This window comes from uncultured Nostoc sp. (genome assembly GCF_964247315.1).
Lineage (GTDB): Bacteria > Cyanobacteriota > Cyanobacteriia > Cyanobacteriales > Nostocaceae > Nostoc.
Genome location: NZ_CAXTTT010000002.1, coordinates 126,850 through 151,473 on the forward strand (window position 1 = coordinate 126,850; position 24,624 = coordinate 151,473).

Genomic DNA, 24,624 nt, shown 5'->3' on the forward strand with positions numbered 1-24,624 from the left:
GCCTCTGCGGTTTTTTTAACGAACCACAGAGACGCAGAGAGCGCAGAGAGAAGAGATGAAGTGATTAACCTTCAGCAATTAAAGTGACTCGTCCTAGTGAGCCGTAGCCAACTTCACTTATATAAAGGTTGGGGTCGTGAAGTTCGGCGATGATGTTTTGTACTGATTGTTTGGCATCAATTCTAGGACTTAGGTCGATCGCACGAGTAAATACTTTTGGCCATTCCCATCTCAGAGTTTTGGTTAATCCGAATAAACCAGCACCGATCGCACCAAAGTTAACTTTGTACTCTAACCCAAAGGCTCCATCGAGGTGAGCTACTGTGCAGAAACAACTACGTCCATGACGCGCAGTTTCGTTTAGGGAAGGTTTGAGGTGTTTCGCCATCAAAAATACATGCTTGACGATCGCCTTTTCTTGTTCGTGATAGGGAATTGTCCCGGTGTGATTTGCTACAAACATTGGATGGAGATGGATGAAGACCCCAATCGCGCCACAGTGAGATGCGATCGCTTGCAATTGTTGTTGGAGATGTTCTTCACTCAAGTTTCCTAAGGTAACGCGGGTTACTCCTGTAGGTAAGGGCGCTTGTTGGGCGATCAGCGATTGGGGAAAGCTGATAACTACTACTTTCCAGCCTTTCTCGATTAGGGATTCAGTTAATTTATAAGTGGTGAGGGAACCATCATCAGTGATTAAAGCGATGTGTCCCTCTGGTAACGTGAAATCCAAATAATCTGGCTGTGGTAGGCTTTTGAGTTTGACAGGATGGCGCTGGATATTATGCTCTAATTCTGGTGGCTGTTGTTGGACAAACTCAGGCTCAGATTTTTTTTTTTCGCCTCCAGCTAACTGCTGTAGGTAATCGACTATTTGACCGATGGTGCGGAGGTCTCCGAGTTCTTCGATATTAGGTTTGGGTAAGTTGGGGTACATTTCTTGCATCGCCCCTAAGATTTCTACCCGTTTGATGGAGTCAATCCCTAAGTCGGCTTCCATGTCCATTTCCAATTCCAGCATCTCAACTGGATAGCCGGTCTTATCACTGGTGATGGCTAACAGGGTTTCACCTAAGTTTGCAAATTCATCACTTGTAACGGCTTCTGGTTCTGGGGTGAATGCGACAACTAGGCTTGGTTCTGGTGAAGTTACTACCTCAACTACTGGTGCAGTCTCTACTAGAATCTCGGTTGCTTGTTGTACTTCGTGAACTGCAATTTCTACAGTAATACTTTTGGAAGCGTGGGATTGCAGATACTCTACAACTTGACCGATGGTGCGTTTTTCTGCTAGTTCTTCTAAATTGGGCTTAGGTAAGTTGGGGTACATTTCTTGTAGCGCCCCTAAGATTTCCACCCGTTTGATGGAGTCAATTCCTAAATCAGCCTCCATGTCCATGTCCATTTCCAGCATCTCGACTGGGTAGCCGGTCTTATCGCTGGTGATGGCTAAGAGGTTTTTATCCAAGTCAACAATATCGATGGTTGCGCCAGATACAGGTGCAGCAGTTGTGGGTGCTGGTTCTGGGGTGAATGCAACAACTTCATTGACTGGAGGTGAGCTAATTTTGACTACAACCTCGGCTTGAGGTTCTACTACTGGGACAGGTGGCGCGACTACAGGCTCTACTGTCTCGACTGTGGGGAAGTGGGGAGTGGGAAGTAGAGACGCGATTGATCGTGTCTCTGAGGAGTAGGAAGTTGCAACTACAGGTTCTACAGCAGGCGGCAGAGGTTGTTGGGTAACATTTAAGCCATTTTTAGCTATAGGCTCAGTTACAGGCAAAGGCTGGCTTTCTACTATCTTGGTAGTAGGAGGTACTGGTGCATCAGTAACAGTTGTTTCTATTGTGAACGGAGCGAAATTGCTTAGTTTCTCTGTTAGTTGGGTTGCTCCATCACCAGAGATGATTTGAGAATATTCTTGCTGTATGAGTTGGAAAAAGTTTTTGGTATATTCCAACTGTTCTTGAAGATATTGCTCATGGATGCGTAGGGTTTCACCTTGTTGAGAGTGAAACTGCATCATGCTGCGCTCTAAGCTTTCCATGACAACTAGCTTCATTTTGGCAGTTTCGGCTGTTGATTTACTTTCACTCAACAAAGAATTCTGCTGCTGCATCAGTTGGAAAAACGCTTTAGCGTATTCCATTTGATGGTTGAGATAAGTACCGTGAACTTGTAAATTCTCAGCTTGATTTTCCTGAAACTGTGTCAGGAGGTATTCTAAACTTGCTAAAAGTTGTTCGTAATTTGTAAGTTTTTCTGGCGTTGGTTGCATCTTAGATTCCTGGGCTGGTTGTGACAGGGTAACAGGATTCATTTGTTGCTCTGTTTGGGTGATGATATTAGAAGTCACACCGTTCATTGCTGGGGTGGATTTTTTATGTCCGTTAGTCTCGATCGCAGCGAGAGTTGGAGTCACACCTGGGCTGCTAAACAAAGGAGCCGCATCAGGATATTCGGGAGTGGGTAATGTGACTTTATGCCCATCCTGCAAAGCTAGAGCGAAGGCATTTTTCGTTTTTTCGGATCTGTAGTTTATCCCGTTTAAACGGACATTTAATGTCTTCTTCGTCTCAATTGGGGGGATAGTTTGGGGAAGTTGGTAAGGATCGAGGTTATTCAAAGCCAAACCAATCACACGCAACTGCACAACTGCTTCTCGTAAGGAGCGATCGCTATTCTTTTGAGTGCTGGGGTTTAAAGATACGGTAATATGAGGGCGATCGCCAAGGATTTCTTTCACCAAGTTGCTAAGAATTCTCCTCGGCCCAAATTCCACAAAGCAAGTACCACCCGCCGCATAGATATTTTCAATTTCCTGTTTAAACAGCACCGAATTAGAAAGGTGCGTTTCCAGGATTTTTTGAATACCTTGGGGTTCTTTGGGATACTGCTTACTGGTGACGTTGCTGTAAACAGGGATTTTGGGACTTTGGAATTTGACAGACTTAGTAGCGATCGCAAAGGATTTCTGAGCAAAGGCGATTAACGGTGTATGGAACGCTGCTGAAACAGGTAGCAATACAGCTGTATATCCTTTCTCGTGTAAAGCCTCTCTGACTCTGACTATTTCTGCGGTGGGGCCAGCCAAAACAAATTGAGTTGGAGAATTTTGATTAGCGATCGCAACTTGCGGAAAATGTCTGATTACTGCTTCGACTTTGTTAATGTCTTCTTTGACAGCCAGCATACTACCCGCATCATGATCCGGATCTTCGGGAGCCGCCATTGCTTGACCCCTAGCTTTCACTAAGAACAAGTAATCTTCGGTACTCAAAACCCCCGCAGCCCATAGCGCTGTGAGTTCACCAAAACTATGTCCTGCCACAAAATCTGACTTGAACCCAGCTTGTTGCAGGATGCTGTACATCCCTGCACTCAATACCCCGATGGCTGGTTGAGCATATTCTGTGCGTTGTAAGGCAGCAATTTGGACATTTTTTTCTACCTCTCCAAACACAGGATGAGGGAAAACGATTTCTGACAACGGCTGCAAATTATCTTTGAGCAACAGGCTATCCATATAACCATGAAGACGGCGCATCAAAGGGAAATTCATTACCAGTTCCCGGCCCATCTCCAAGTATTGCGAACCTTGACCAGAAAATAGAGAGACAACTTTTCCGCCCAACTCCATACCAGAGGCGCGATAATAAATCCCTTGGGGATGCTCCCAAGATGCTGCTGAACCTTTGAGTTTCAGCCAGTCAATGCTAGTTTGCAGCAACTTGCAAGCTTCTTCGAGATTCTCAGCGACAAACCCAAATCGGGGAGCAGAAAGAGGAATTTGTGGCGATTTGCACTCATTGACTAATTGCGCGTAGTATGAAGGTGCTTCTGGCAATCGCAACTTACCTAAAATCTCTTCCGATTTGCTCAACAATTGCTCTACCGTCGGAGCAAACAGCAGCACTTCACTAGCATCACTATGTAAGCGGTAAGCGTGGTTTTGGTCGGCTTCATATTCTTCCAAAACAACGTGATAATTTGTTCCGCCAAAGCCAAAGGAACTTACACCTGCGCGTCTGGGTGCTTCCCCTTCTGGACGAATCCAAGGTCTGGTTTCGGTATTCAAATAAAAGGATGAATTTTTAATGTTGAGTTTGGGGTTTGGCTCGGTAATGTTAATTGTGGGCGGTAATACTTTGTGATGTAAAGCCAAAGCAGTTTTAATCAAACTCGCCGCACCCGCAGCCGCTTTTGTGTGTCCGATTTGTGATTTCACACTACCCAAAGCAATGTGCTGCTTTTTGTCATCATGTCCATCAAAGAAGTCTTTTAAAGAACCGAATTCTGTCGGATCTCCAGCCATTGTACCGGTACCATGTGCTTCCATCAAACCAACAGTCGCAGGAGAAAAGCCGGCATCTTCATAAGCACGTTCTAAGGCTTTAACTTGACCTTCTTTGCGGGGAGCATAAATGCTCTTGTAACGCCCATCACTGGAAGTACCAATACCTTTAATTACGGCATAAATTTTATCGTTGTCCCGTTCAGCATCTTCCAACCGTTTGAGAACAATCATCCCGATACCTTCACCCAGCATCATCCCATCAGATTTAGCATCGAAAGGTTTGACATTTTCACTAGGAGAGACAGCCGGTGTTTTGCTAAACGAGATGTAAGCCATGATGGTGTTATCGGTATCAACTCCACCAGTCAGCATCATATCAGAACGATGCTCGACTAGCTCACTAATCGCCATTTTTAAAGCACCAAAGGAACTAGCGCAAGCGGCATCAACTACGCAATTCATCCCACCAAAATTCAGGCGATTGGCAATTCTACCCGCGACTACGTTAGCTAACATTCCAGGGAAAGCGTTCTCATCCCATTTCACATAGGCGCTTTTGATTTTCTCGACAATTTTTTGCGTATCTTCGTCAGATAAACCACTGCTTTTGAGTGCTTTTTCCCAAATCGGATATTCCAATCTTGCAGAAAGTGGCATTCCTAATTGCTTGGCCATAGCCACGCCTAAGATTACGCCAACAGTTTCGCGGCTAAACTCACGTTTCTCGCCATAGCCTGCATCTTCCATCGCCTCTTTCGCAACCACTAAACTTAATAGTTGCGATACATCTGTAACTTCCAAAATGCTGGGTGGAATGCCGAATTCCATCGGATTAAAATCAACCTCTGGAAGAAACCCACCTCTTTTACAGTAGGTTTTATCTTCAGTAGTTCTGGGATTTGGATCGTAATAATCTTCGACGCTCCAGTGGGTAGCAGGAACATCAGTAATACAGTCAATTTTGTTTACTATATTTTGCCAGTATTCTCGCAAATTCCTGGCTTGAGGCAATAGAGAAGCCATCCCAACAATGGCGATAGGATTGTGTTGTAATTGTCTGTTAATTTTGTTGATTGACACTGATTTATCTGATTTGTCCGATTTCATGTTTTTTTCCTCAATAGACTTCATTACAGCCTTTTCACAATTATTGATAAGGCTCTCTAACTCCGCTAAGGCAGTATCAATTGAATAAGCAGACATAGGGCATAGTTAGTACTGTGGATTGTGTAGCTACAGTAATTTCTGTTGCCTACTAAATAATGAAAATCTCTCATCTTGTAAAGCAGCTAGCTATCCTATCTGTGCTAAATGCTTTTCTCCAAATCGACACCACACGACACATACTGCCCTGAGAAAGCCTTAGATTTATAGGCGATTTTGGCACACTGCGATCGCGAAAAAATGTTATACAACGTTAGACTCTTGATATTGTGGCAATAGGTGAACCAATTTTGTTTGGATTTTAGATTTGCGTTAGTGAGTAATCGGGCGTAGTTACGAGCATCTTTTAGATTTGTTTTACCCACAATAAGTGGAGGATGAAGCAAAAAAATCAAAATCCAAAATCTAAAATTGGCACGGTCGATGACGTTGTTAAAACTGCTAAAATAGTCTTGGAGTGTAATAGCTGCTTGACCAGTGAATTCAATCCATTTGTAATAGTAGAGATTTTCAGCAATGGTATCCTACTGGAGCGAGGAAAACTGAGTAGCTAAGGAAACAGAAACGTTTTTTCACCCAAACCCGTTTGATTATCTAGCCTAAACACAGTGACAGAGCTAGTGTTAATAACAATGTTCTGTGTCTCAATTAATGTCATAGCTAGTTTCAACGTCCGGGATAATATATTTTATGGTATTTGACCCAGTAAAGTTGACAAGTTCGTTACAGAAAAGACACCACCTTTAATCCGAGTTTATGCAAGTTCAAAAAGTAATTAAACGATCGCTAGGTAATGACAACGCAGTTATCTTTAGTTACTTTTAATTTAAAAATATCAATTAAATAACTAGTTTGTATAACCACTTTAAAGCATTGAATTAATAAAAACACTAACATACTTTACAGAAACTAAATCATTCCTTTAAAGTTATTTTATAAATAACCATATACTCTTACTGATATAACCTTTGAATAAAATTCAGCATAAAAGTATAATTCATGACTATATAAATATGGGAGGAATTTTCATATCTACGGGTTAAACATAAATATTCTCTTGATTAGGTTAACACTACAAATCTGTTGTCTAGTAAGTAACAATTCAATGAATACATAGATAAATTCAATAACTACAAGTATTATTTCTCAGAAAAGCATCATAATTGAGTCAAAGTTTTTGGTTATTTTTTAATATAAGTCAAGTTAAGAAACAAAGTGGTTATTTATAAAGCAAATATTAATTTTTAATATGTTGCTTGATAAACATAATATGGGTTAAATGAATCTTCAGTAAAAGTAAACCAAAACAAAGCTCAGATTTTGCATCTCATCTACCAACGAACCCGCTTTGCAAGTCCCTTACAGGGCTAATAGCTTAAGTAAGGGCAATTCATCAATTACCCCTACTAGAAATCGCTATAAGAATGTCTTATATTACACAACCTCGATCGTAATAATCTGTTAGTAATATCAAATCTGCTTAATCATGAACTATTTATATGTATTCAATTGCTAGACAACAGATTAGCGATCGCTATATTTTTTCAGCACCTAATCTTACTGTGATGAAATATTTTAGTGAGAGAATCAAGACTTAGACAAATTAAATTAGTTGACAATAATCAATTTTTAGTCCATACTTAATAACAAGTTTATCCAGATTTTTAACTCATTTTTATTAGCGCTTCGTTATTCTTAAAAGTTAAGTTTTCTGACTAGCGCTATTGTATTTTACGCTACGGGATTAAATGACAAAATAGGATATAACTTAGGAAGCTTTGAAGTAACACGCCATTAATTTTCACGCCACAATAGTAAGTTTGGGCGGTAAAAGCGTACAACAATTCATATAAAACCAATTTAGACCCATCCACTTAATTTAAGGTAGAAAACCCAGAGGAAAAGCCCTCTTGGTAATTTGCGGATGAGTCTATTCTAATCGACTAAATATAACCAGGATATTCCCTAAAAAACAGAATTGGAATGAAAATATGGCAGTAAATAAAGAAAGTCGATTATTCACAAAACCCGTAGGCCGATCGCAAGTAATTTTAGCAGCTTCTCTCACTTTAGCGGCTGGATTAATCGCTTTCTATAGTTTGACACCCTATTGGTCTAAAGCGAAAGTTGTGACAGCGCCAGTAAACCCTCCCAAAGCTGCCACGCCTGTGAAAGTTGCCGTGACAGCCTTGGGACGTTTAGAGCCAGAAGGCGAAATTACTACTTTGACTGCTCCTGCTTCTAATAATGGGGTGCGAGTAGATAGACTCTTGGTAAAAGAAGGCGATGCGGTTAAAGCAGGGCAATTATTGGCCTATCTTGAAAATTATGGTCGTTCTAGAACCGCATTACAACAGGCTATAGACCAACTACAAGTTGCCAAAGCTAAACTAGCGCAGGTGAAATCTGGAGCTAAAACCGGAGATGTCGATGCTCAAAAGGCTGCGATCGCCCGTTTAGAGCCACAATATAAAGGGGACGTTGCTACACAACAGGCGACAATCGACCGCATCCAGGCGGAAGTAGACAACGCTCAAGCTGAGAACGATCGCTATCAGCAATTATATAAACGAGGTGCGATCGCGGCTTCTGTAGCAGATACCAAAGCTTTGCAACTAAAGACTACACAACAACAACTAACAGAAGCTCAAGCCACCCTCAAGCGGACTCAAGACATATACCAAGAACAACGCAAGCAAGCACAAGCGCAACTCACCAGTATTAGTGAAGTGCGTAGTGTAGATGTTCAGGTAGCACAAACTGAAGTTAACAGTGCAACAACTTCTGTTCAACAAGCAAAAGCCGACTTGGATTTAAGTTACATCAAATCTCCCATAAATGGCAAAATTTTGAAAATTCACGCCAAAACCGGAGAAGTGATTAGCACCAGCAGAGGATTTGCTGAAATCGGTAAAACATCTCAAATGTATGTGATTGCAGAGGTGTATCAAACCGATATTCAAAAAGTGCGTGTAGGACAAAAAGCCACCATTAACAGCACTGCATTTACTGGAACAATAAAAGGAACTGTAAAAGAGGTTGGTTGGCAAGTTGACAAGCAAAACATCTTTAGCCTAAACCCTGGTTCAGATACAGACCGCAGAATAGTTGAAGTAAAAATCTCCATCGATAATCCTGCAGATAGTAAAAAGGTCGCTCGTTTAACTAACTTACAAGTGGATGTCGCCATTCATATTTAGTCATAGGGTATATGTCATTCACAAATGATCAATGACAAATGACAAATGACAAATGACAAATAATAAATAAATCCATGATTTTCAAAATCCCTTTAGCATGGCTACAGCTAGCCCAGCAAAAAGTTCGTTTATTAGTAGCTGTAGCCGGTATTGGTTTTATTGTGCTGCTAATGTTTGTGCAACTTGGTTTTCAAGATGCCCTATATTCCAGTGCAACCGCAGTCCATCAGAATCTCAAAGGAGATTTATTTTTAGTTAGTTCGCAATATAAATCTTTGACCTCAAATCAAAGTTTTTCGCGGACTCGTTTATACCAATCTCTGGGGTTTGATGGTGTAGAGTCGGTTAGCCCCATGTATTTGCAATTTGCCAAACTAAAAAATCCAGCAACTAGTGAGAAATATTCAATATATGTTATTGGTTTCGATCCAGGTAAACCTGTGATGAACATCCCAGAAGTTGAGAAAAATTTAGATAAACTCAAAACTCCCGATGTTATGCTTTTTGATCGGGGTTCTCGCCCAGAGTTTGGCCCAATAGCTGAAAAATTTAATGCGGGAGATACTGCACAGACAATTGAAATATTTCCTTTCAATTCATTAATTGGTTATAGAGTGAGAATTGGTGGCTTATTCACGTTAGGGCCTTCCTTTGGGGTAGATGGTAATTTACTTGTTAGTGACTCAACTTTCTTGAGGATAAATCCTAATACTCGTCCAGCAGATATGATAGATATTGGTTTGATTTCCCTCAAACCTGGTACTAATGCAGAAATAGTACTGAAAAGTTTACAAGCAAGTTTGCCTAATGATGTCCAAGTTTTTACCCGTCAAGGCTTCATTGATTTTGAAAAAAAATATTGGGCTGTCAGAACACCCATTGGTTTTATTCTTAACTTGATGTTAACAATGGCTGCGGTTGTTGGTGTAGTTATTGTTTATCAAATTCTTTACAGCAATATTGCTACACAGTTCGTTGCTTACGCCACATTAAAAGCCATAGGTTATGCCAATAGCTATTTGCTAAATGTCGTATTTCAGCAAGCTTTGATTTTGGCAATCTTAGGTTATATCCCAGGATTTCTTACTTCTGTCTTGTTATATAGTTTTGCAGCAGAAGCAACTAAGCTGCCAATAATTATGACCACTAATAATGCGGTAATTGTTTTAACTTCAACAGTTTTAATGTGTATAACATCAGGAGCGCTTGCTATCAACAAACTCCGCTCCGCAGATCCGGGAGATATTTTCTAAATGATTACTAGCAGTAAAATAATCAATTTATTTTGCCAGAATCTAGACTGATAGCTAAGTATTAGTGCAGCCTCTCTACAGGAAATTTCTTCTTATACCAATTTTAGATTTTAGATTTCAAGTATTTACCAAAACTCCAATTTTGTGTTACTTCAAGTCTTTTATCTAAAAACTAAAATTCACCTATTTAACAATAATTTCGATTTTATGAACCTCAAAGACAAAACTCTCCTAATTACTGGGATTAATGAATTTGTCGGTTTGCGTACAGCCGAGTTAGCCATAGCGCAAGGGATGAAGGTTCGCGGACTACAAAGTTCTACAGCACAGAACAAACAATTACAGAATTTAGGTGTAGAGGTAATTATTGGTAGTATCACCGATTCTATTATTGCTCAAAAGGCTTGTCAGGGAATAGATATCGTTTTACATACAGAGCAAATTGCCGAAGAAGCTGGTGCAATTAAGCATTTTCGTGATGTGAATGTTGGCGGTACTATTAATATGGCTAAAGCCGCTAAACAGGCTGGTGTCAAAACATTTGTGCATCTATCTAGTGTAATGGTTTATGGTTTTAATTATCCTGATGGTGTTACAGAATCTGGGCCACTTTCTGGCGAAAATAATCCCTACTGTCAAACTAAAATAGAAGCTGAAACAGCAGTCTTAGAACTGAATAATCCTCCAGATTTTGGCATCATCATTATTCGAGCCGGAGATGTTTACGGGCCAGAAAGTATTTCCTGGATAGTCAGACCAATTCTGATGATGCGACAAAAATTATTTGCTTGCGCTAATGATGCTAAAGGAGTAATCAATCATGTATATATAGATAACCTGATTGATGGCATCTTTCTCGCAATAGAAAAAGAAATTTACGGTGAAATATTTAATATCACTGATGGACAAGAAACTTCGTGGAAAGAGTATTTTATGCGTTTAGCAGCAATGGAAGATTTACAAGCACCCCTTTCATTATCAAAAGATGAAATCAAATTGTTTCTAAAGCTACGCGTTCAAGGACAAAAACTTTTTCGGAAAAAAGTTGATATTCTACCAGAGTCTATAGATTTTATGACTCGTCCTTACGCTTGTTCCATCGCCAAAGCCCAAAATCTGTTAAATTACAAACCAGCAGTTGACCTAGAATTAGGTATGCAGCAAACACATGAATGGCTGCAAAAAACAGATATTCAAAGCTTGATGAAATAGTTCTTTGGGATTAGGGAGTTATAAAAATTAGAATATTAGGTTGGATTGAGCGACAGTGAAATCTAACAAAACCTTGATAACATTGGGTTTCATTTCTCCACCTAACCTACTAAATTCTGACTTTTTACGTTGCGTCTACCTAACTACGATTAAGCAAAAAATAATCCACAGATTTTCCGAATACTTGTTTTCTATGAGTAGCAATCAGCCACGATTGAGCATCGGATTACCTGTATACAATGGTGAAAAATTTATCAAAGAAGCCATAGATTCACTTTTGGCTCAGACCTTTGAAGATTTTGAACTAATTATTTCAGATAATGCATCTACAGATAAAACTGAGGAAATCTGTAGAGCTTATGCCGAGCAAGACCAGCGTATTTGTTACTACCGCAATGACAAAAACATCGGTTGTGCTGGTAACTTTGATCGCGTCTTGAAACTGTCTTCGGGTGAGTATTTTAAATGGGCAGCCTATGACGATCTACATTCTCCAGATTTTATCAAGAAGTGTGTTGACGTACTTGACCAAGATCCTACTATAATCTTGTGTCACTCCCAGGCATATTTCATTGATGAACAGGGGAATTTTCTTCAAAATTACGATATCAAAGTCAAGGCAGATGCACTAAAACCACACGAGCGTTTTCACGAATTACTGACTAAGCACTTATGTTATCAATGTTATGGGGTAATTCGTGCTAGTGCTTTGAAAAAGATACCGCCTATGGGTGGTTATGGTAATGCAGATGGAATTCTCTTGTTAAGACTTGGTATTCTCGGTAGGTTTTATGAAATTCCTGAATACCTGTTTTTTTTCAGAAGTCATCCGCAACAATCAATGAGTATGTTTTTTCCCAATTATTTGTTGTTAACAAATAAAAATCAAAAATCATTCTTGAGTATGCTGCCTGATTTTTATGCATATACAGTGTGGTTTGATTCAGCAAAGAAAGGAAAAATCTTATTGCCACATTGGAGAATGATTTGGGAGTATATACTCTCCATCTGGTGTTGTCCCCTGAGTTTATATGAGCGGCTGTGTTGTCATATAAGTTTATATCAGCAGTTAAAAGGAACAGAACATCTTTTGCTGAAAGATTTGCTAATGGCGTTGCAAAGACTTTGGAAAGGTTGGAAACCAGCATTCATTAAAGAAGATCAAGTCATTCTTTGAAAGAATCAGTTCGCAAATAAAAGCTGACTAATGCAGCTTTCTATCAACCCCGAAATCACTTATTTTGACACAAAACTATGCTGAAACTATCTCAACTATCTCATATTTTGCTTGCTACTTTAGTAAGCATCAGTTTTGCTAAAACAGCGAATGCAGAGCCGACTGCAACACTTAACGTTGTCGTAAATGGGATACATCACCAAAAAGGTGAGATTTGCTTTCGAGTTTATGCAAATGAAAAAGGATTTCCAATGAGTAGTACTAGTGAAGCTCAAAGTGGCTGCGCTAAGATTAATGGCAGTTCTGTAACAAAAAAATTCTCCGGTTTGAAACCTGGAACTTATGCTGTCGCTGTGGTTGACGATCAAAATGGCGATCGCAAACTCAATAAAGACTTTTTCGGTATTCCCAAAGAAGGTTTTGGAATTTCTAAAAATCCAACTGTGTCTATACAAACAGGTACACCAAAGTTTCGTGATGCCAGTTTTGTTGTAAACAAAAATACAATAGTTAACATCATCATGAAATATTCGCTTGATTCGTAAAGGCAACTGGGGAGAGGAAGTTAAAAGGTAAAAGGCAAAAGTAAATAGAAAAGAATCTTTTGCCCTTTTACTTTTTACTTTTTACTTTTTAATGCCCAATCCCTCATTCTGTCGGAGACTAAAAATTTAATGGAAGATTTGGCAATATTTCTGTCTAAGTCTTTGATGGGTTGGCTGGTTATTCAGGTGTGTTTCACGCTTGTCTTTATATGGTATCTGCGCTCATCCAAAAAGAACTTATTACCAGACGATCAGTTACCCAAAACAGCAGTAATTCTTTGCTTACGCGGAGCCGATCCGTTTTTGCCTAGATGTTTGCGATCGCTCCTAAATCAAAACTATCCACAGTATGATTTAAAATTAATCGTTGATAGTCAGGAAGATCCGGCTTGGAAAATTGCTAGTGAAACCATCACTGAGCAAGAAGCGACTAATGTTCAAATCAGCCCTTTGAGAATAGTACGCAACAATTGTAGTCTCAAATGCAGTTCTTTAATCCAAGCTATTCGCGATTTAGACGATTCTTATAAGGTGGTTGCTTTAGTAGATGCTGATACTATAGTTCATTTGAATTGGCTGCGAGAATTAGTTAGTCCTTTAGGCGATGCGAAAGTCGGCGCAACAACCGGCAATCGTTGGTACGTACCTACTGGCAGGTATTGGGGTTCTTTAGTGCGGTACGTTGGCAATGTGTCCACAGTAGTGCAAATGTTTATCTTCCAGATTCCTTGGGGTGGAACTTTGGCTGTGAAAACAGAAGTACTTCGCCAAACAGAACTGCTAGATAAATGGGGACAAGCTTTAGGCGAAGATTTTATGATGCACAATATCCTCAAAAAACATGGTTTTCAGGTAAAATTTGTGCCTTCGCTGCTAATAGTCAATCGTGAAGAGACTGATTTATTCAACTTAATAGACTATCTCAAGCGCCTTATCCTTTTTTCTCGACTGTATCATCCCCGTTGGTTGGCTCTGGTTAGTGAAGCTGTTTCTAGCATTTTGTTTCCGACTCTACTGATTATTTTAGTTCTAGAGTCGTTGTTAGAGGCAAAATGGGAAGCTGCGGCTCTGTTGTTAGTCTGCTATGGAGTCTACACTGTCGGATTACTCTTGATAATGCTGGTGTTGGAATTAGAGATACAGCGAATGGTTCGCTCTAATAACCAAGCGATCGCTAAATTATCAGCTGCTACAATCATCAAAATGTTAATTGCGATTCCGTTGACACAGTGGGTTTATGGGTTAGCGATGCTATCATCCCTGTGGACATCAACAGTCACCTGGCGCGGTGTCAGCTATCGCGTTAAAGGGCCTTGGAATATCCATTTGGTGGAATATCGCCCTTATCAATGGTTGGATCAGCCTATTAATAGCAAGGTTTCTCTTTGAATTAAATCGCTAAATCTCAACTAGGGCATGAAAGTTATTACACTAAACATTCCCTAGTCTTCAAATTGTATTATCTTATATTTAGTAGAACTATGTTAGCTATAACCCTTGTCAAAAGATACGTTTTTACTTGTTGAATACCAAAATGGATTTGCATTAATGGCAAGGGTTTAGACAAATGTATTCAGGGGAATTTTGACTTTAGCATTTTGGATGTTTTGATAGTTTCAATCCAGGTTTATAAACATCTGCTTCAAAATCGACAATTTCGGCTATTTGACAATGCGTAAATCCTTAGTCTAACTGTATTAACGGGAATTTCTGAGCCAAATAATCAGGATGTTCATCAAACATTTGCTGCGTAAATCCTAAGTTAACAACCAGCAATTTTGTGAAATATTCCCCTTTATTATGACTAAGCAAAAACTTCGCATTGCACTGTTTACAGGGTTATACGCTCCTTTCTTAACTGGTGTTTCCGTTGCAGTTCACCAACGAGTTCGTTGGTTGCTAGAACAGGGACATGAGGTTTTTCTAATCCATCCCCAAATCAACGAGCGCTACCCCAAAAATGTAGGCGATCGCCCCATGCCCGGTTTAGAGGAAATTCAATCTTTTTCCAATTTCTCTGCTTACGCATTCCCTACAGAACCACTGATATTCTACAAGTCTCTTCCTCAACCGTTGAACTATCGACATTGGAGCGATACCAAGTTGCTGGAGAAATTTAAGCCTGACATTATCGTGGTTGAAGAAGCAGCGCAAATGAGAGGTTTATACTCATTTTTCTTGCAAGGTTATGGTCGCCCCATCGGCACTCAATACGCAAAACGAACAGGCACGCCAATAATATCACTCTTCCATACAGATATCGTTGCGTATATCAAATATTATTTTGGAGATCGGTTCTTCAGTTTGGTTCGTCCGATCGTTCCCGTTTTAGTCAAGCAATTTAGTGAGTCTTATGACTTCAATTACTTCTCTTCTAAAGAACAACTGACTAAATACGAAGAATTGAAATGCCAACGTGCTGAATACGTCGCTTATCAAGGTATCGATTGCGAAAAATTTCACCCGCGAAACATCTGTTACGATCCAATTCCCAATGATAACCGACCAACTCTGTTGTTTGTTGGACGCATCACACCCGAAAAGAATGTCAACCAATTACTTGATATCTTTCCAGTCATAGCTGCCAAAATTCCTGATGTCCATCTGGTGATTGTTGGTAGTGGCCCGCTAGATGAAGAGATCCGTCAGCGTGCTAAAAAGTTTGGAGCGGGTATTACTGTATGGGGTGAGTCTCACGGTACAGAACTTCTGGGTTGGTTTGCTAGAGCAGATGTTTTTGTCAATCCCTCCGTCACCGAGAACTTCTGCACGACAAACAACGAAGCGCTAGCCTCTGGAACTCCTCTGGTTGCTGTTGTTGCACCGTCAACCTCAGAACAGGTATTTCCTGGTCGTAACGGTTTCCTTGCTCAACCTAACAATCCTACAGATTTCGCCCAAAAGGTAATTGCGATTCTGGAAAATCCCAGTTTGAAAGCAGATATGACTAGAAACGCTCGCCCTTCCATACTTGACTTTGATTGGTCAGCGTGTATGCAAAAATTTGAACACAAACTTTACCAAATCGTTGAAGGAGCGCAGAAGGTGGAGGTAAGTACAACTAGTATAAAACTACAGCGATAAGAAATATGGCGATCGCTAGTACTGTAAATACTAGCGATCGCTAAATAGTTATAGCATATTACTAGCTGATGCTTACAATCTCGTGATATGCACTATAAAGAAGACAGTTCGTATTTTTATGTGCGTGTCCCTGCACGAGTTTTAGGATGTCTATGTGCTGGTGAAATTACCATTATTCTATTTCCTGGGCATGGGTTAGTGCTAACAGAACCAATCCAAACCTATCTCATTCCTGAAAACTTGAGAATGCCCAATAGTGAGTTTGATGTGTTGTTCAAACATCCTGGGCGAAAGATGATCCGAATCTTACGACACAACGAATTTTGTCCAGAAATCGATCCAAGTCATGAATGAAGTTCAACTTATTTCAAGCATTGGAGAATCGACATCTAAAAACCAATTCTCATCAACAAATTCTATATTTTTGCTTGAAACAACTTTATTTTGCCACTTTGGGTGGATTTGAAAGCAGTTTCTTAGCAAGCCAGATCCAAAATCTATTTTCGTGGAGTACTTGCACATAGCTAGCATCCACTTGATTGAGGCGAGCAAAGATGGTTGGTTGTCTAAGTAGAACAACCCATAGCAACGTGGTGACTTTGTAGAGAAGCCCCAGCCAACGGTGGTAAAAGACTAATGCAATCAATCCAAGATCAGAAGCAGCATGACCTTCTTCGACTTGTTGAGCAGAAAACTGAGGTAACACAAGCGACAATTGATCGCCGTGCTCCCTAAGCAATGAGTCAAGGACAACTGCATCTTTAATCGCTGCGGTGCAACCTTGTCCCAAAAGGCTAAACATAGAGTGTGCAGCGTCCCCAATCAATACTACCTGACCTTGCAAGTCATGATAGTAGCGACATTGACTCCAGTATTCATGCCCTGGTTGGGCTGCCAGGAATGCCGCAGCTTGATCTTTATTAAGTTTGAGTGCTGGCAAGTTTTTTGGGGACATCTCCTGCAATAACTGCTGTAATTCCTCTGGGTTTGTAATTCCATAAGGATTAATCTGATCGCTGCTGCCTACTGGTTGCCAGAAAATCAGTGCAGTCAAATCGCCATCTTTTCGCGGTAAGCCGCCACCAAAAACAAGCCCAAATTGAGTATTTCGCTTTTGAAGTCGAATGATACGAGGTGGAGATTGTTGTAGTTCTGGCGGCATCGAGAGTTGCAGTACTTTCCACAGATGCGGTCGTTGCAGCTGTTGAAAATCGATTTCGTCTGGTTTTGAAAGCATTAAGGCATTTCGGATGGTCGAGTTAATCCCGTCTGCCCCCACTAGTAGATCATATACTACTGTTTCATGACCAGACTCTCTCTCAATCACGACCTCACGACGCGCCAGATTGACATCCACGACTGGAACATTAAAATTTACAGATAGCCGTGAACTTTCATCAGAGGTTCGATTGCCATAACGCGTTAGTAGCTGTACAAGTAAAGCACACAGATCGCGACGCGGAATTAAAATAAGTCCGCCAGCACTTAATTCTACCCCTTGGGAGACTAACTTCTCTCGTAACCCTTCAATACTGTTCAACCATTGCTGTACTTTTGTGCCTAATCCCAAACCGAATCCTCGACTGTCTGCATCTTTTAAATCAGTAGGATTTTGGTTAGAGTCATATAGTTGTACTGTATGGTTTCGGCTAAGGGTGAGTAATCGATGGGCTAAGAATAGGCCAGCCGGGCCCGCACCAATAATTACGATATTCATATAAACGTGAGTTCGAGAGTTGATTACTGAATTAGCGTTCTAATATTGTAAATACTAGAAATACTAGCGATCGCTAATTAGTTACTTTGAGTTTGACTAAGGCTGTTAGTTAAAGAGTGCGTAGGCATAGCTTGTCGTAGACATCGCATTAAAATAAAACCAGAGTTCAACAGTTGGGATAATAATATTTGCATCGCTGTGCTATTTAAAGGCAACCTGCTGCAATGCGATTGTTTTAACTGACAATGCCATTGCATCGACTTACAATGCGATTGTTTTAACTGACAATACCATTGCATCGACTGACAATGCAATTGTTTTTACTTACAATGCCATTGTATCGACTGACAATGCGATTGTTTTTACTTACAATGCCATTGTATCGACTGACAATGCGATTGTTTTTACTTACAATGCCATTGTATCGACTGACAATGCGATTGTTTCGACTGACAATGCCATTGTATCGACTGACAAAAATTAATCCACTCTATAAAAAAGTTGTGCGATAAAATCTACAATTGGGTCAAGCTAGTTTTAGCACTATGCCACCCGTGCAAAATAGGCATAGTAAACAATCCCCACGCCAAACCTGTAATTAACCCAAAAGGCGTAACCAGATAGTTATTAAAACTCCACAAACCAAAAATCTGTGCTGTCAATTCCAAAGGATAAGCCATCATCAGTACAGTTGCGATCGCCACACCACTCCCGCCATACTGACTTAACCAGTAAAATCCCTTACCACCAGTTACGCCATACAACAGACGAGTAATCAGCAAACCCGTGACAGTGCCGTAGCAGCGCATACACACAGCCATAATAAACGGTGGTGCTAAATCTAACCCCATCTCTGGTTGCGGACAGACATGATTACCCATGAAATAAATGATGTCCGCAATTCCAGGAAGCAAAGACACTCCAGACGCAGCCAAAAAGGGAGCGATAGGCGGGCCAAAAACCATCCCTACCAACAAGAAATCAGCTATAAAACTGACCCAATTAATCTGCAACTCTTTACTGAAAGCTACTCTTGTCATTTCCCTTTGTCTGCGCCTTTGCCTCTACGTTTTCTTAACGTACCTTATTTACATAAGGACTTGTTAACTTATCCAACTGCTGAATCAACAGACTGAGGAACAAACCCACATCTGTCACCACACCCACCGATTCTACAGAACCGCGATCGCTTAACTTAGTAACCACAGCTGGATTAATATCTACACATACCATTTTCACACCTGCCGGGGTCATATTTCCCACGCCAATCGAGTGCAGCATCGATGACAGCATCAAAATCATCTCTGCACCTTCTAGGTGTTTGGCATATTGCTCCTGTGCTTGAATCAAATCCATTTGGGTATCAGGCAAAGGCCCGTCATCCCGAATCGATCCCGCAAGCACAAAAGGTATATTATTGTGGACGCATTCATACATCACGCCACTTTTAATTGCTCCCGCCTCTACAGCTTTCGGAATGCTGCCATAACGGCGAATACTATTAATTACCTTCAGGTGATGGCGGTGTCCACCATGCACGGCGACACCCCGCTTCATGTCTACACCCAAAGAAGTGCCCATGATATTTTGCTCAATGTCGTGAACTGCGATCGCATTACCAGCCAGCAGAGCCTGTACATATCCTTCCCGAACCAGTTGCGCCAGGTGTTCGCCGCCACCAGTGTGAATTACCACAGGCCCAGCCGTGACAACTACTTTACCACCAGCATCGCGGATTTTACGCAATTCCCAAGCCACTTGCTCAACGACTAATTCCACGCGCCGTTCGCTGGAAACTCCCGCCGACATAAAGCTGAATTCTTGGGTGCTGCGGAGTTCTCGCGATTCAGTTTTGCGGATAGTGCGGATACCTAAAACATCTACAATTACCTGTTCGCCAACTTTTAAATCGCGAAGGATTTTACACCGAGCAACTAAACCTGTGGGAGTTTGAGTAATGGCGATCGCGCCATCCATCCGTTGATTTTCTACCTTCACCCACTGACCATTAATTCGCACTTCCGTGGGATAAATTGTACTGACGTAGAAATCATCGGGCGCAACCCCATCTTGAATTACTGGCTCTAGTTTGGCATCTCGCTCATCATGGGGTAAATCTACTGCACCCAATTCAATCAACCGGGAGATGATTTCTTCCATCACCTCATGGGACGGTGCTGATACCCTTACCTCGGCGGCTGAGGTACTTTGCCGTTGTTCTCCCAAGTTGAAATTCAGGACTTTAAAACTTCCCCCAGCATCTATAATCAAATCCAAAGCACGGTTAATTAAGCCAGCATCTAGCAAATGTCCTTCCATGCGAATGACGCGGCTTTCTACCGAGACATTGGCATGAATTTCATCCCTAACTGGTTCTGTCACCCGCAGAGTTAAGCATTTAGCCGCGCCACCAGCTTTGAGAAATTCTGTCAGAGGTGTTTCCAGCACTTGGAAACCTACATCTGCAAGGCGAGTTTTCAAAGCATCACTCGCCTTGTTCATGATGACGATGCTATCCACATTCACCGTATTACAAGCGAAGTTGACTGCATCAGCCTCTTCAATTGCGATCCGCTTTTCTGGTGCGACTCGCATTTCAATTAAGCGGTTGGAGTAAGAATCAAAAGCGCCGGGATAGTATAGCAAATAGCCATTTGCTAGGGGACAAAAACAGGTATCTAGGTGATAGAAACGTTCGTCTATTAATCGCAGGGATAACACCTCAATATCCAGCCATTTAGCTAGATAAGGGTGAGAATCTAATTCCGAGCGGAAACCGTATCCCGCCCATAACCAGCGTCCTTCCCGATCTAGCAGTGCGTCTCCTGCTCCCTCAAAGGGCAAATCTTTGGGAAGTTCATTGACTGTATAACCATTTGCCTCAAACCATTGCTTGAAGTAAGGTTCCTCTCCCTGACGTTCTTTGTGCAAAAAGCGACTGAGGACGACATTATCGCCCAGAACTAAGCCAGCATTGGCGGTAAAAACCAAATCAGGCCAACCTTTTTCAGGTGGTACTAAATCTATAATGGCGTGTTCTTTGAGGATTTGATGTAGTCCCTGCCACTGTTCCACGGCGCGATCGCGCGATGATTTGTGAATATTCCCTTCCATCCAAGGATTAATCACATAGTCCACGTCGTAGTGGTCAGGAGGGCACATTAAAAAGCGAATCCGGGAAGTCATAAAAATCTTACAAGCGTTTTGTATGCTACAAGCTTACTTTGAATACAGACTTTTGTTTTTATACAGGTATCTGCTACTAGAGCTTCTATCTTTTGATAGTTGAAGACTTTACAAAGGCTTCAACTATCAATTCTATGGTAATAATACCAATTCAAAATTCAAAATTAAGAAAGCCTAATTGTAATCTGGGTTTCCAAAAAAGTGGGGCAAGTAAAAACACCATTAAAAGCACTAAATAGTAAATACAGCAGTTTGCAAGTAAATGAGGTACAAAATGCAAGACTCAACATCAGATAAAAATAGTTTCTACCTCCTGCCTCCTACCTCCAGCCTCAAAACCCGTAACAAGCAACTAGATCAAATTCATCGGCATTAGCACCGAAATCTGTATCAAATGCTCTCAAATCCACAGTTTATAGTATGCTAGTAACAAGCAACTAACCATCATGTTCGGTAGGTATAGTTAAGCGAACGTTTATTTTCCCAGCGTTCGCTTTTAACTTTTCATCAACACCCGTGGCTTCTTGGTAGCAAAAGCTCTCATAAGTCTAAGTGCAGCAGTGGGGTTTAGGTGAGCAAAAAACTCTTCAATTGCGGGGCGAAGGTGATTATGTTAGGACTTACGCAAAAATCGCCCAACAGCTTAATTTGTCGAACCCTCAAGACGCCAACTCTTGGAGAGGCTTTGCCAACGCGCAGCGTCTCGCAGAGAAGAATTCGTAGAGTGCGCGTAAGTCATATATGTATGTCAATAACAATACACTCAATTGACCATAGCTCACAATACGGTTGGGTTAAGCCTTTTTTGTCTCCCCCTGCTTCCCCTGCTTGCCAAAGCGACGGGATATTTATTTTAGTTGGAAGTATTTAGTACTGCTTATCGCCATATTCCTTTCCCCTCAAGGCATTAATTCCTCTCACCCTGACAAAATGAGCGAACGTACAGTATCAACGTGTGATACGTTCGACCTGATTAGCGAGGGGAGATTTCTCCTCGCTATGGGAAGGTAGAGCCAGAGACCGACCACGGCTATATTGCCGTGGCGAACAACCCATGATCCGCTTGAAGGCTGTGCTGAAGGCTGCTTCGGATTCATAGCCGAGCGCCAGTGAAATCACAGAAACCGGATCGCTCGAATTCACCAGCTTGTCCCCCGCCACCAGCATCCGCCAGCGCGTCAGGTATTCCATCGGTGACTTACCCACCCTCTCTTTGAATTTCTGGGCAAAGGTCGATCGCGACATGCCGGCGCACTCCGCCAGTTCCTGTAATGTCCAGCGATACCCCGGCTCTTCGTGCATGGCGTTGATCGCCGCGCTCATCTGTTTATCCGCCAGAGCGAATAGCCACCCAACTCCACCGTTCAACCCTTCCGCCAGATGCAGCCGCAGGGCCTGAACCAGCATCATCTGGGCGAGGTGCTGTGCGATCAATAGGCCTCCTGGTTGCGGCTCGCGCAGTTCCTCTGTCATCCGCTCGATAAACCAGCGCAGCGCGGCCTTGTCCGATTCTTTCTGGAGATGCACAATCGGCGGCAGCACCCCCAACAAGATGCTGGCGTGATTGCCGGTCAGAGCGAAGTGCCCACAGACAAGAAAGCAAACTGCGCCGCCATTGAATGAGCCGATGCTCCCATTCTTTGAGGCACGAAACGTGAAGAAGTCAACAGGCGGCAAGGTCAGGTCGCTCGCAAGGCGGAAGGGCCGCCCACGCGGCAGCAGGAAGCAGTCCCCCGCCTTCAGCTGCACCGGGTCGGGAACGCCATCTACCGACAGCCAGCTTTGACCGGAAACAACGGCATAGCATTTGATACCTGCGTGCTTGGGGAACTGGAGGCACAAGTCTCCACCGACATCAAAGCCACCGCACCCATAACTGTGCAGTTTCAGCAGCGACAGCACATCCGAAAGCGGATCCATAGACTATCCCGGACGATTGCGAAAGTAATACGGACTTTATAGCATAGCCAAACTCTTTTCAATCACCTATCTTAAGCCTAGTGGGCTGCGAGTGTAGTCTGAAAACGAAGTCAAGGAGAAGTTGTGATGCGTGTTTTCGTAACAGGTGCTACCGGCTTTATCGGTTCTGCTGTTGTTCAGGATCTGATTAACGCGGGCCATCAGGTGCTCGGTCTTTCTCGCTCAGATGTGGGTGACAAGCCTCTTATTGCCGCAGGTGCTCAGGTGCATCGAGGCGATCTTGAAGACCTGGAAAGCCTGCACAGTGGAGCCGCGATATCGGATGGCGTGATTCACACTGCGTTTATCCACGACTTCTCGAAATTCAAAGAGAACTGCGAAATTGACAGGCGCGCTATCGAGGCACTCGGCGACGCGCTCGCGGACTCGAACCGCCCTTTGATTGTCACCTCCGGGATATCCCCCACACCAGGCCGCCTCACCACAGAGGACGATGTGCCTCCTTCCGGCTCTAGCCTGACTCCCAGGGTGTCGGAAGAGACGGCAGAGGCGGCCGCGGCGCGCGGTGTGCGCGTGTCGGTGGTGCGCCTGCCGCAGGTGCATGACCGGGACAAGCAAGGCCTCGTCACCTATATGATCGCTCTCGCTCGCGAGAAGGGTATCTCGGCTTATGTCGGCAACGGACTCAACCGCTGGCCTGCGGTACATCGGCTTGATGTTGTACCCCTCTACAGGCTGGCGCTTGAGAAGGGATCTGCCGGGGCGAGGTATCATGCAGTCGCCGAAGAGGGTGTGCCGGTTCGAGAGATCGCAGAGGCAATCGGCCGGGGCTTGAAGATACCGGTCGTCGCCAAGTCCCCCGAGGAGGCAGCCGATCATTTTGGCTGGCTCGGTTTCTTCGCTGGCATGGACGGTCCAGCTTCAAGCGCGTTGACGCAGCAACGGCTGGGATGGAGGCCGATACAGAAATCTAAACTCATTGCTGATCTCGATCGCGCGAGCGCTTTCGGAGGCTGAGCAAGGCCTTCATCGCGGGGAGCAAAGTCAATTTTTTTAACGTAGATACAAAACTGCCGTAGGCTAACGCAAAGAATGCATACTCCTACGGAAAAGCAAGCTACACGTTGGGTTTCGTAGAGAAGAACGTAAAGGAAGAGAAGGAAGAAATGCTTAACTGAACTGTATTGTCCTATAAATAATTTGCTTCTCCTGCCCCCTGCCTCCCTCAAGCAGTCACTATATAAGACGAATCGATCGCTGCTACACGACCAGCATCTACCAAAGCTTGATACACTATCGCTGCTACCTCAGCACGTGTAGCATCGCGGGTAGGATTGAGTTGTTTCAGGTTTGGGTAATTGACGATAATTTCCTTGTCTATAGCTTTTGCTACCTCATCCTTGGCATATTCAGGAATCTTAGCTTGGTCATCGAAAACTTTGATAGTTGCCGTACCATCGCTAGATAACCCCAGTCCATTCACCAAAGAGACAATCACTTGCACGCGCTGGATATTTTTGTTGGGACTAAAGGTATTGTCGGGAAAACCAGAGAGAAATAAACCTTGATATGCCTGCTGAATTACCTTGGATGCCCAGAAATCTGCTGGTACATCTTTGAATTTGATCGCTGCACGGCTTGGTGGTGGATTGAAAGCTTTTACCAGTAATGCCGCGTATTGTGCCCGTGTCATTGTCGCATCGGGTTTAAATGTGCGATCGGGAAAACCATTAACTATCCCTAATTTGACTAATTCCCGAATAAACCCACCTGCCCAATGATTCGCAATATCGGTTAATTCAATAGTAGGTGTTGGAGTTGGAGTTGGAGTTGGAGTTGGAGTTGGAGTTGGAGTTGGAGTTGGAG

At 42.5% G+C, this 24,624-nt stretch carries 15 protein-coding genes and 1 pseudogene; 9 read left to right on the top strand and 7 right to left on the bottom strand.

What is annotated here, in order from left to right; all coding sequences use genetic code 11:
* Positions 1–64 precede the first annotated feature (64 nt).
* A complete protein-coding gene (locus ACFE93_RS01470; protein ID WP_375471685.1) occupies positions 65–5,503 on the bottom strand; it encodes a beta-ketoacyl synthase N-terminal-like domain-containing protein in 5,439 nt (1,812 codons plus the stop codon).
* A 380-nt stretch (positions 5,504–5,883) separates the two neighbouring features.
* Positions 5,884–6,122 (bottom strand): annotated as a pseudogene (locus ACFE93_RS01475) (hypothetical protein); the annotation flags it as partial.
* 1,333 nt (positions 6,123–7,455) lie between these two features.
* Between ACFE93_RS01475 and ACFE93_RS01480 the strand changes: the two are divergent.
* The 8 genes from ACFE93_RS01480 to ACFE93_RS01515 all read left to right on the top strand — a co-directional run bounded on the left by ACFE93_RS01480 (position 7,456) and on the right by ACFE93_RS01515 (position 16,289).
* Positions 7,456–8,664, top strand: coding sequence for an ABC exporter membrane fusion protein (locus ACFE93_RS01480; RefSeq protein ID WP_375471686.1), 1,209 nt, complete (start codon positions 7,456–7,458; stop codon positions 8,662–8,664).
* 74 nt (positions 8,665–8,738) lie between these two features.
* Entirely contained in the window at positions 8,739–9,917 is a 1,179-nt protein-coding gene (gene devC / locus ACFE93_RS01485) for an ABC transporter permease DevC (protein WP_375471687.1), read from the top strand.
* A gap of 207 nt (positions 9,918–10,124) precedes the next feature.
* Positions 10,125–11,129, top strand: a complete 1,005-nt coding sequence (locus ACFE93_RS01490; protein ID WP_375471688.1) for an NAD-dependent epimerase/dehydratase family protein — start codon at positions 10,125–10,127, stop codon at positions 11,127–11,129.
* A gap of 193 nt (positions 11,130–11,322) precedes the next feature.
* Positions 11,323–12,306 (top strand): glycosyltransferase family 2 protein, encoded by a 984-nt coding sequence (locus ACFE93_RS01495; RefSeq protein WP_375471689.1) that lies wholly within the window; start codon positions 11,323–11,325, stop codon positions 12,304–12,306.
* A gap of 77 nt (positions 12,307–12,383) precedes the next feature.
* Positions 12,384–12,851 carry a DUF2141 domain-containing protein gene (locus tag ACFE93_RS01500; RefSeq protein WP_375471690.1) on the top strand — a complete coding sequence of 156 codons (468 nt, stop codon included), beginning with the start codon at positions 12,384–12,386 and terminating at the stop codon, positions 12,849–12,851.
* Positions 12,852–12,980: 129 nt separating this feature from the next.
* Complete coding sequence (locus ACFE93_RS01505) at positions 12,981–14,240, top strand: glycosyltransferase (RefSeq protein WP_375471691.1); 1,260 nt, start codon at positions 12,981–12,983, stop codon at positions 14,238–14,240.
* A 411-nt stretch (positions 14,241–14,651) separates the two neighbouring features.
* Positions 14,652–15,935 (top strand): glycosyltransferase, encoded by a 1,284-nt coding sequence (locus tag ACFE93_RS01510; protein ID WP_375471692.1) that lies wholly within the window; start codon positions 14,652–14,654, stop codon positions 15,933–15,935.
* A gap of 87 nt (positions 15,936–16,022) precedes the next feature.
* Positions 16,023–16,289, top strand: coding sequence for a hypothetical protein (locus ACFE93_RS01515; RefSeq protein ID WP_375471693.1), 267 nt, complete (start codon positions 16,023–16,025; stop codon positions 16,287–16,289).
* Between the two features lie 85 nt (positions 16,290–16,374).
* On the opposite strand, the gene ACFE93_RS01520 is transcribed toward ACFE93_RS01515, so the two are convergent.
* From ACFE93_RS01520 to ACFE93_RS01535, 4 genes are all read right to left on the bottom strand, one after another.
* Positions 16,375–17,652: an FAD-dependent oxidoreductase gene (locus ACFE93_RS01520; protein ID WP_375471694.1), complete on the bottom strand. Its 1,278-nt coding sequence runs from the start codon at positions 17,650–17,652 to the stop codon at positions 16,375–16,377.
* Positions 17,653–18,167: 515 nt separating this feature from the next.
* Positions 18,168–18,692 carry a DUF2085 domain-containing protein gene (locus ACFE93_RS01525; protein WP_375471695.1) on the bottom strand — a complete coding sequence of 175 codons (525 nt, stop codon included), beginning with the start codon at positions 18,690–18,692 and terminating at the stop codon, positions 18,168–18,170.
* 34 nt (positions 18,693–18,726) lie between these two features.
* Positions 18,727–20,838: a TIGR00300 family protein gene (locus ACFE93_RS01530; protein WP_375471696.1), complete on the bottom strand. Its 2,112-nt coding sequence runs from the start codon at positions 20,836–20,838 to the stop codon at positions 18,727–18,729.
* Positions 20,839–21,786: 948 nt separating this feature from the next.
* Positions 21,787–22,758, bottom strand: a complete 972-nt coding sequence (locus tag ACFE93_RS01535) for an AraC family transcriptional regulator (protein ID WP_375471697.1) — start codon at positions 22,756–22,758, stop codon at positions 21,787–21,789.
* A 126-nt stretch (positions 22,759–22,884) separates the two neighbouring features.
* Between ACFE93_RS01535 and ACFE93_RS01540 the strand changes: the two genes are divergently transcribed.
* Entirely contained in the window at positions 22,885–23,775 is an 891-nt protein-coding gene (locus ACFE93_RS01540) for an SDR family oxidoreductase (protein WP_375471698.1), read from the top strand.
* Positions 23,776–23,983: 208 nt separating this feature from the next.
* On the opposite strand, the gene ACFE93_RS01545 is transcribed toward ACFE93_RS01540, so the two are convergent.
* Positions 23,984–24,624 (bottom strand): S-layer homology domain-containing protein (locus tag ACFE93_RS01545; protein ID WP_375471699.1); only part of this gene is annotated, 641 nt, incomplete at its 5' end.

Excerpts from the sequence above, each read along its gene's own strand:
- ACFE93_RS01470 (WP_375471685.1), bottom strand. The coding sequence starts at position 5,503 with ATGTCTGCTTATTCAATTGATACTGCCTTAGCGGAGTTAGAGAGCCTT.
- ACFE93_RS01480 (WP_375471686.1), top strand. The coding sequence starts at position 7,456 with ATGGCAGTAAATAAAGAAAGTCGATTATTCACAAAACCCGTAGGCCGA.
- devC (WP_375471687.1), top strand. The coding sequence starts at position 8,739 with ATGATTTTCAAAATCCCTTTAGCATGGCTACAGCTAGCCCAGCAAAAA.
- ACFE93_RS01490 (WP_375471688.1), top strand. The coding sequence starts at position 10,125 with ATGAACCTCAAAGACAAAACTCTCCTAATTACTGGGATTAATGAATTT.
- ACFE93_RS01495 (WP_375471689.1), top strand. The coding sequence starts at position 11,323 with ATGAGTAGCAATCAGCCACGATTGAGCATCGGATTACCTGTATACAAT.
- ACFE93_RS01500 (WP_375471690.1), top strand. The coding sequence starts at position 12,384 with ATGCTGAAACTATCTCAACTATCTCATATTTTGCTTGCTACTTTAGTA.
- ACFE93_RS01505 (WP_375471691.1), top strand. The coding sequence starts at position 12,981 with ATGGAAGATTTGGCAATATTTCTGTCTAAGTCTTTGATGGGTTGGCTG.
- ACFE93_RS01510 (WP_375471692.1), top strand. The coding sequence starts at position 14,652 with ATGACTAAGCAAAAACTTCGCATTGCACTGTTTACAGGGTTATACGCT.
- ACFE93_RS01515 (WP_375471693.1), top strand. The coding sequence starts at position 16,023 with ATGCACTATAAAGAAGACAGTTCGTATTTTTATGTGCGTGTCCCTGCA.
- ACFE93_RS01520 (WP_375471694.1), bottom strand. The coding sequence starts at position 17,652 with ATGAATATCGTAATTATTGGTGCGGGCCCGGCTGGCCTATTCTTAGCC.
- ACFE93_RS01525 (WP_375471695.1), bottom strand. The coding sequence starts at position 18,692 with ATGACAAGAGTAGCTTTCAGTAAAGAGTTGCAGATTAATTGGGTCAGT.
- ACFE93_RS01530 (WP_375471696.1), bottom strand. The coding sequence starts at position 20,838 with ATGACTTCCCGGATTCGCTTTTTAATGTGCCCTCCTGACCACTACGAC.
- ACFE93_RS01535 (WP_375471697.1), bottom strand. The coding sequence starts at position 22,758 with ATGGATCCGCTTTCGGATGTGCTGTCGCTGCTGAAACTGCACAGTTAT.
- ACFE93_RS01540 (WP_375471698.1), top strand. The coding sequence starts at position 22,885 with ATGCGTGTTTTCGTAACAGGTGCTACCGGCTTTATCGGTTCTGCTGTT.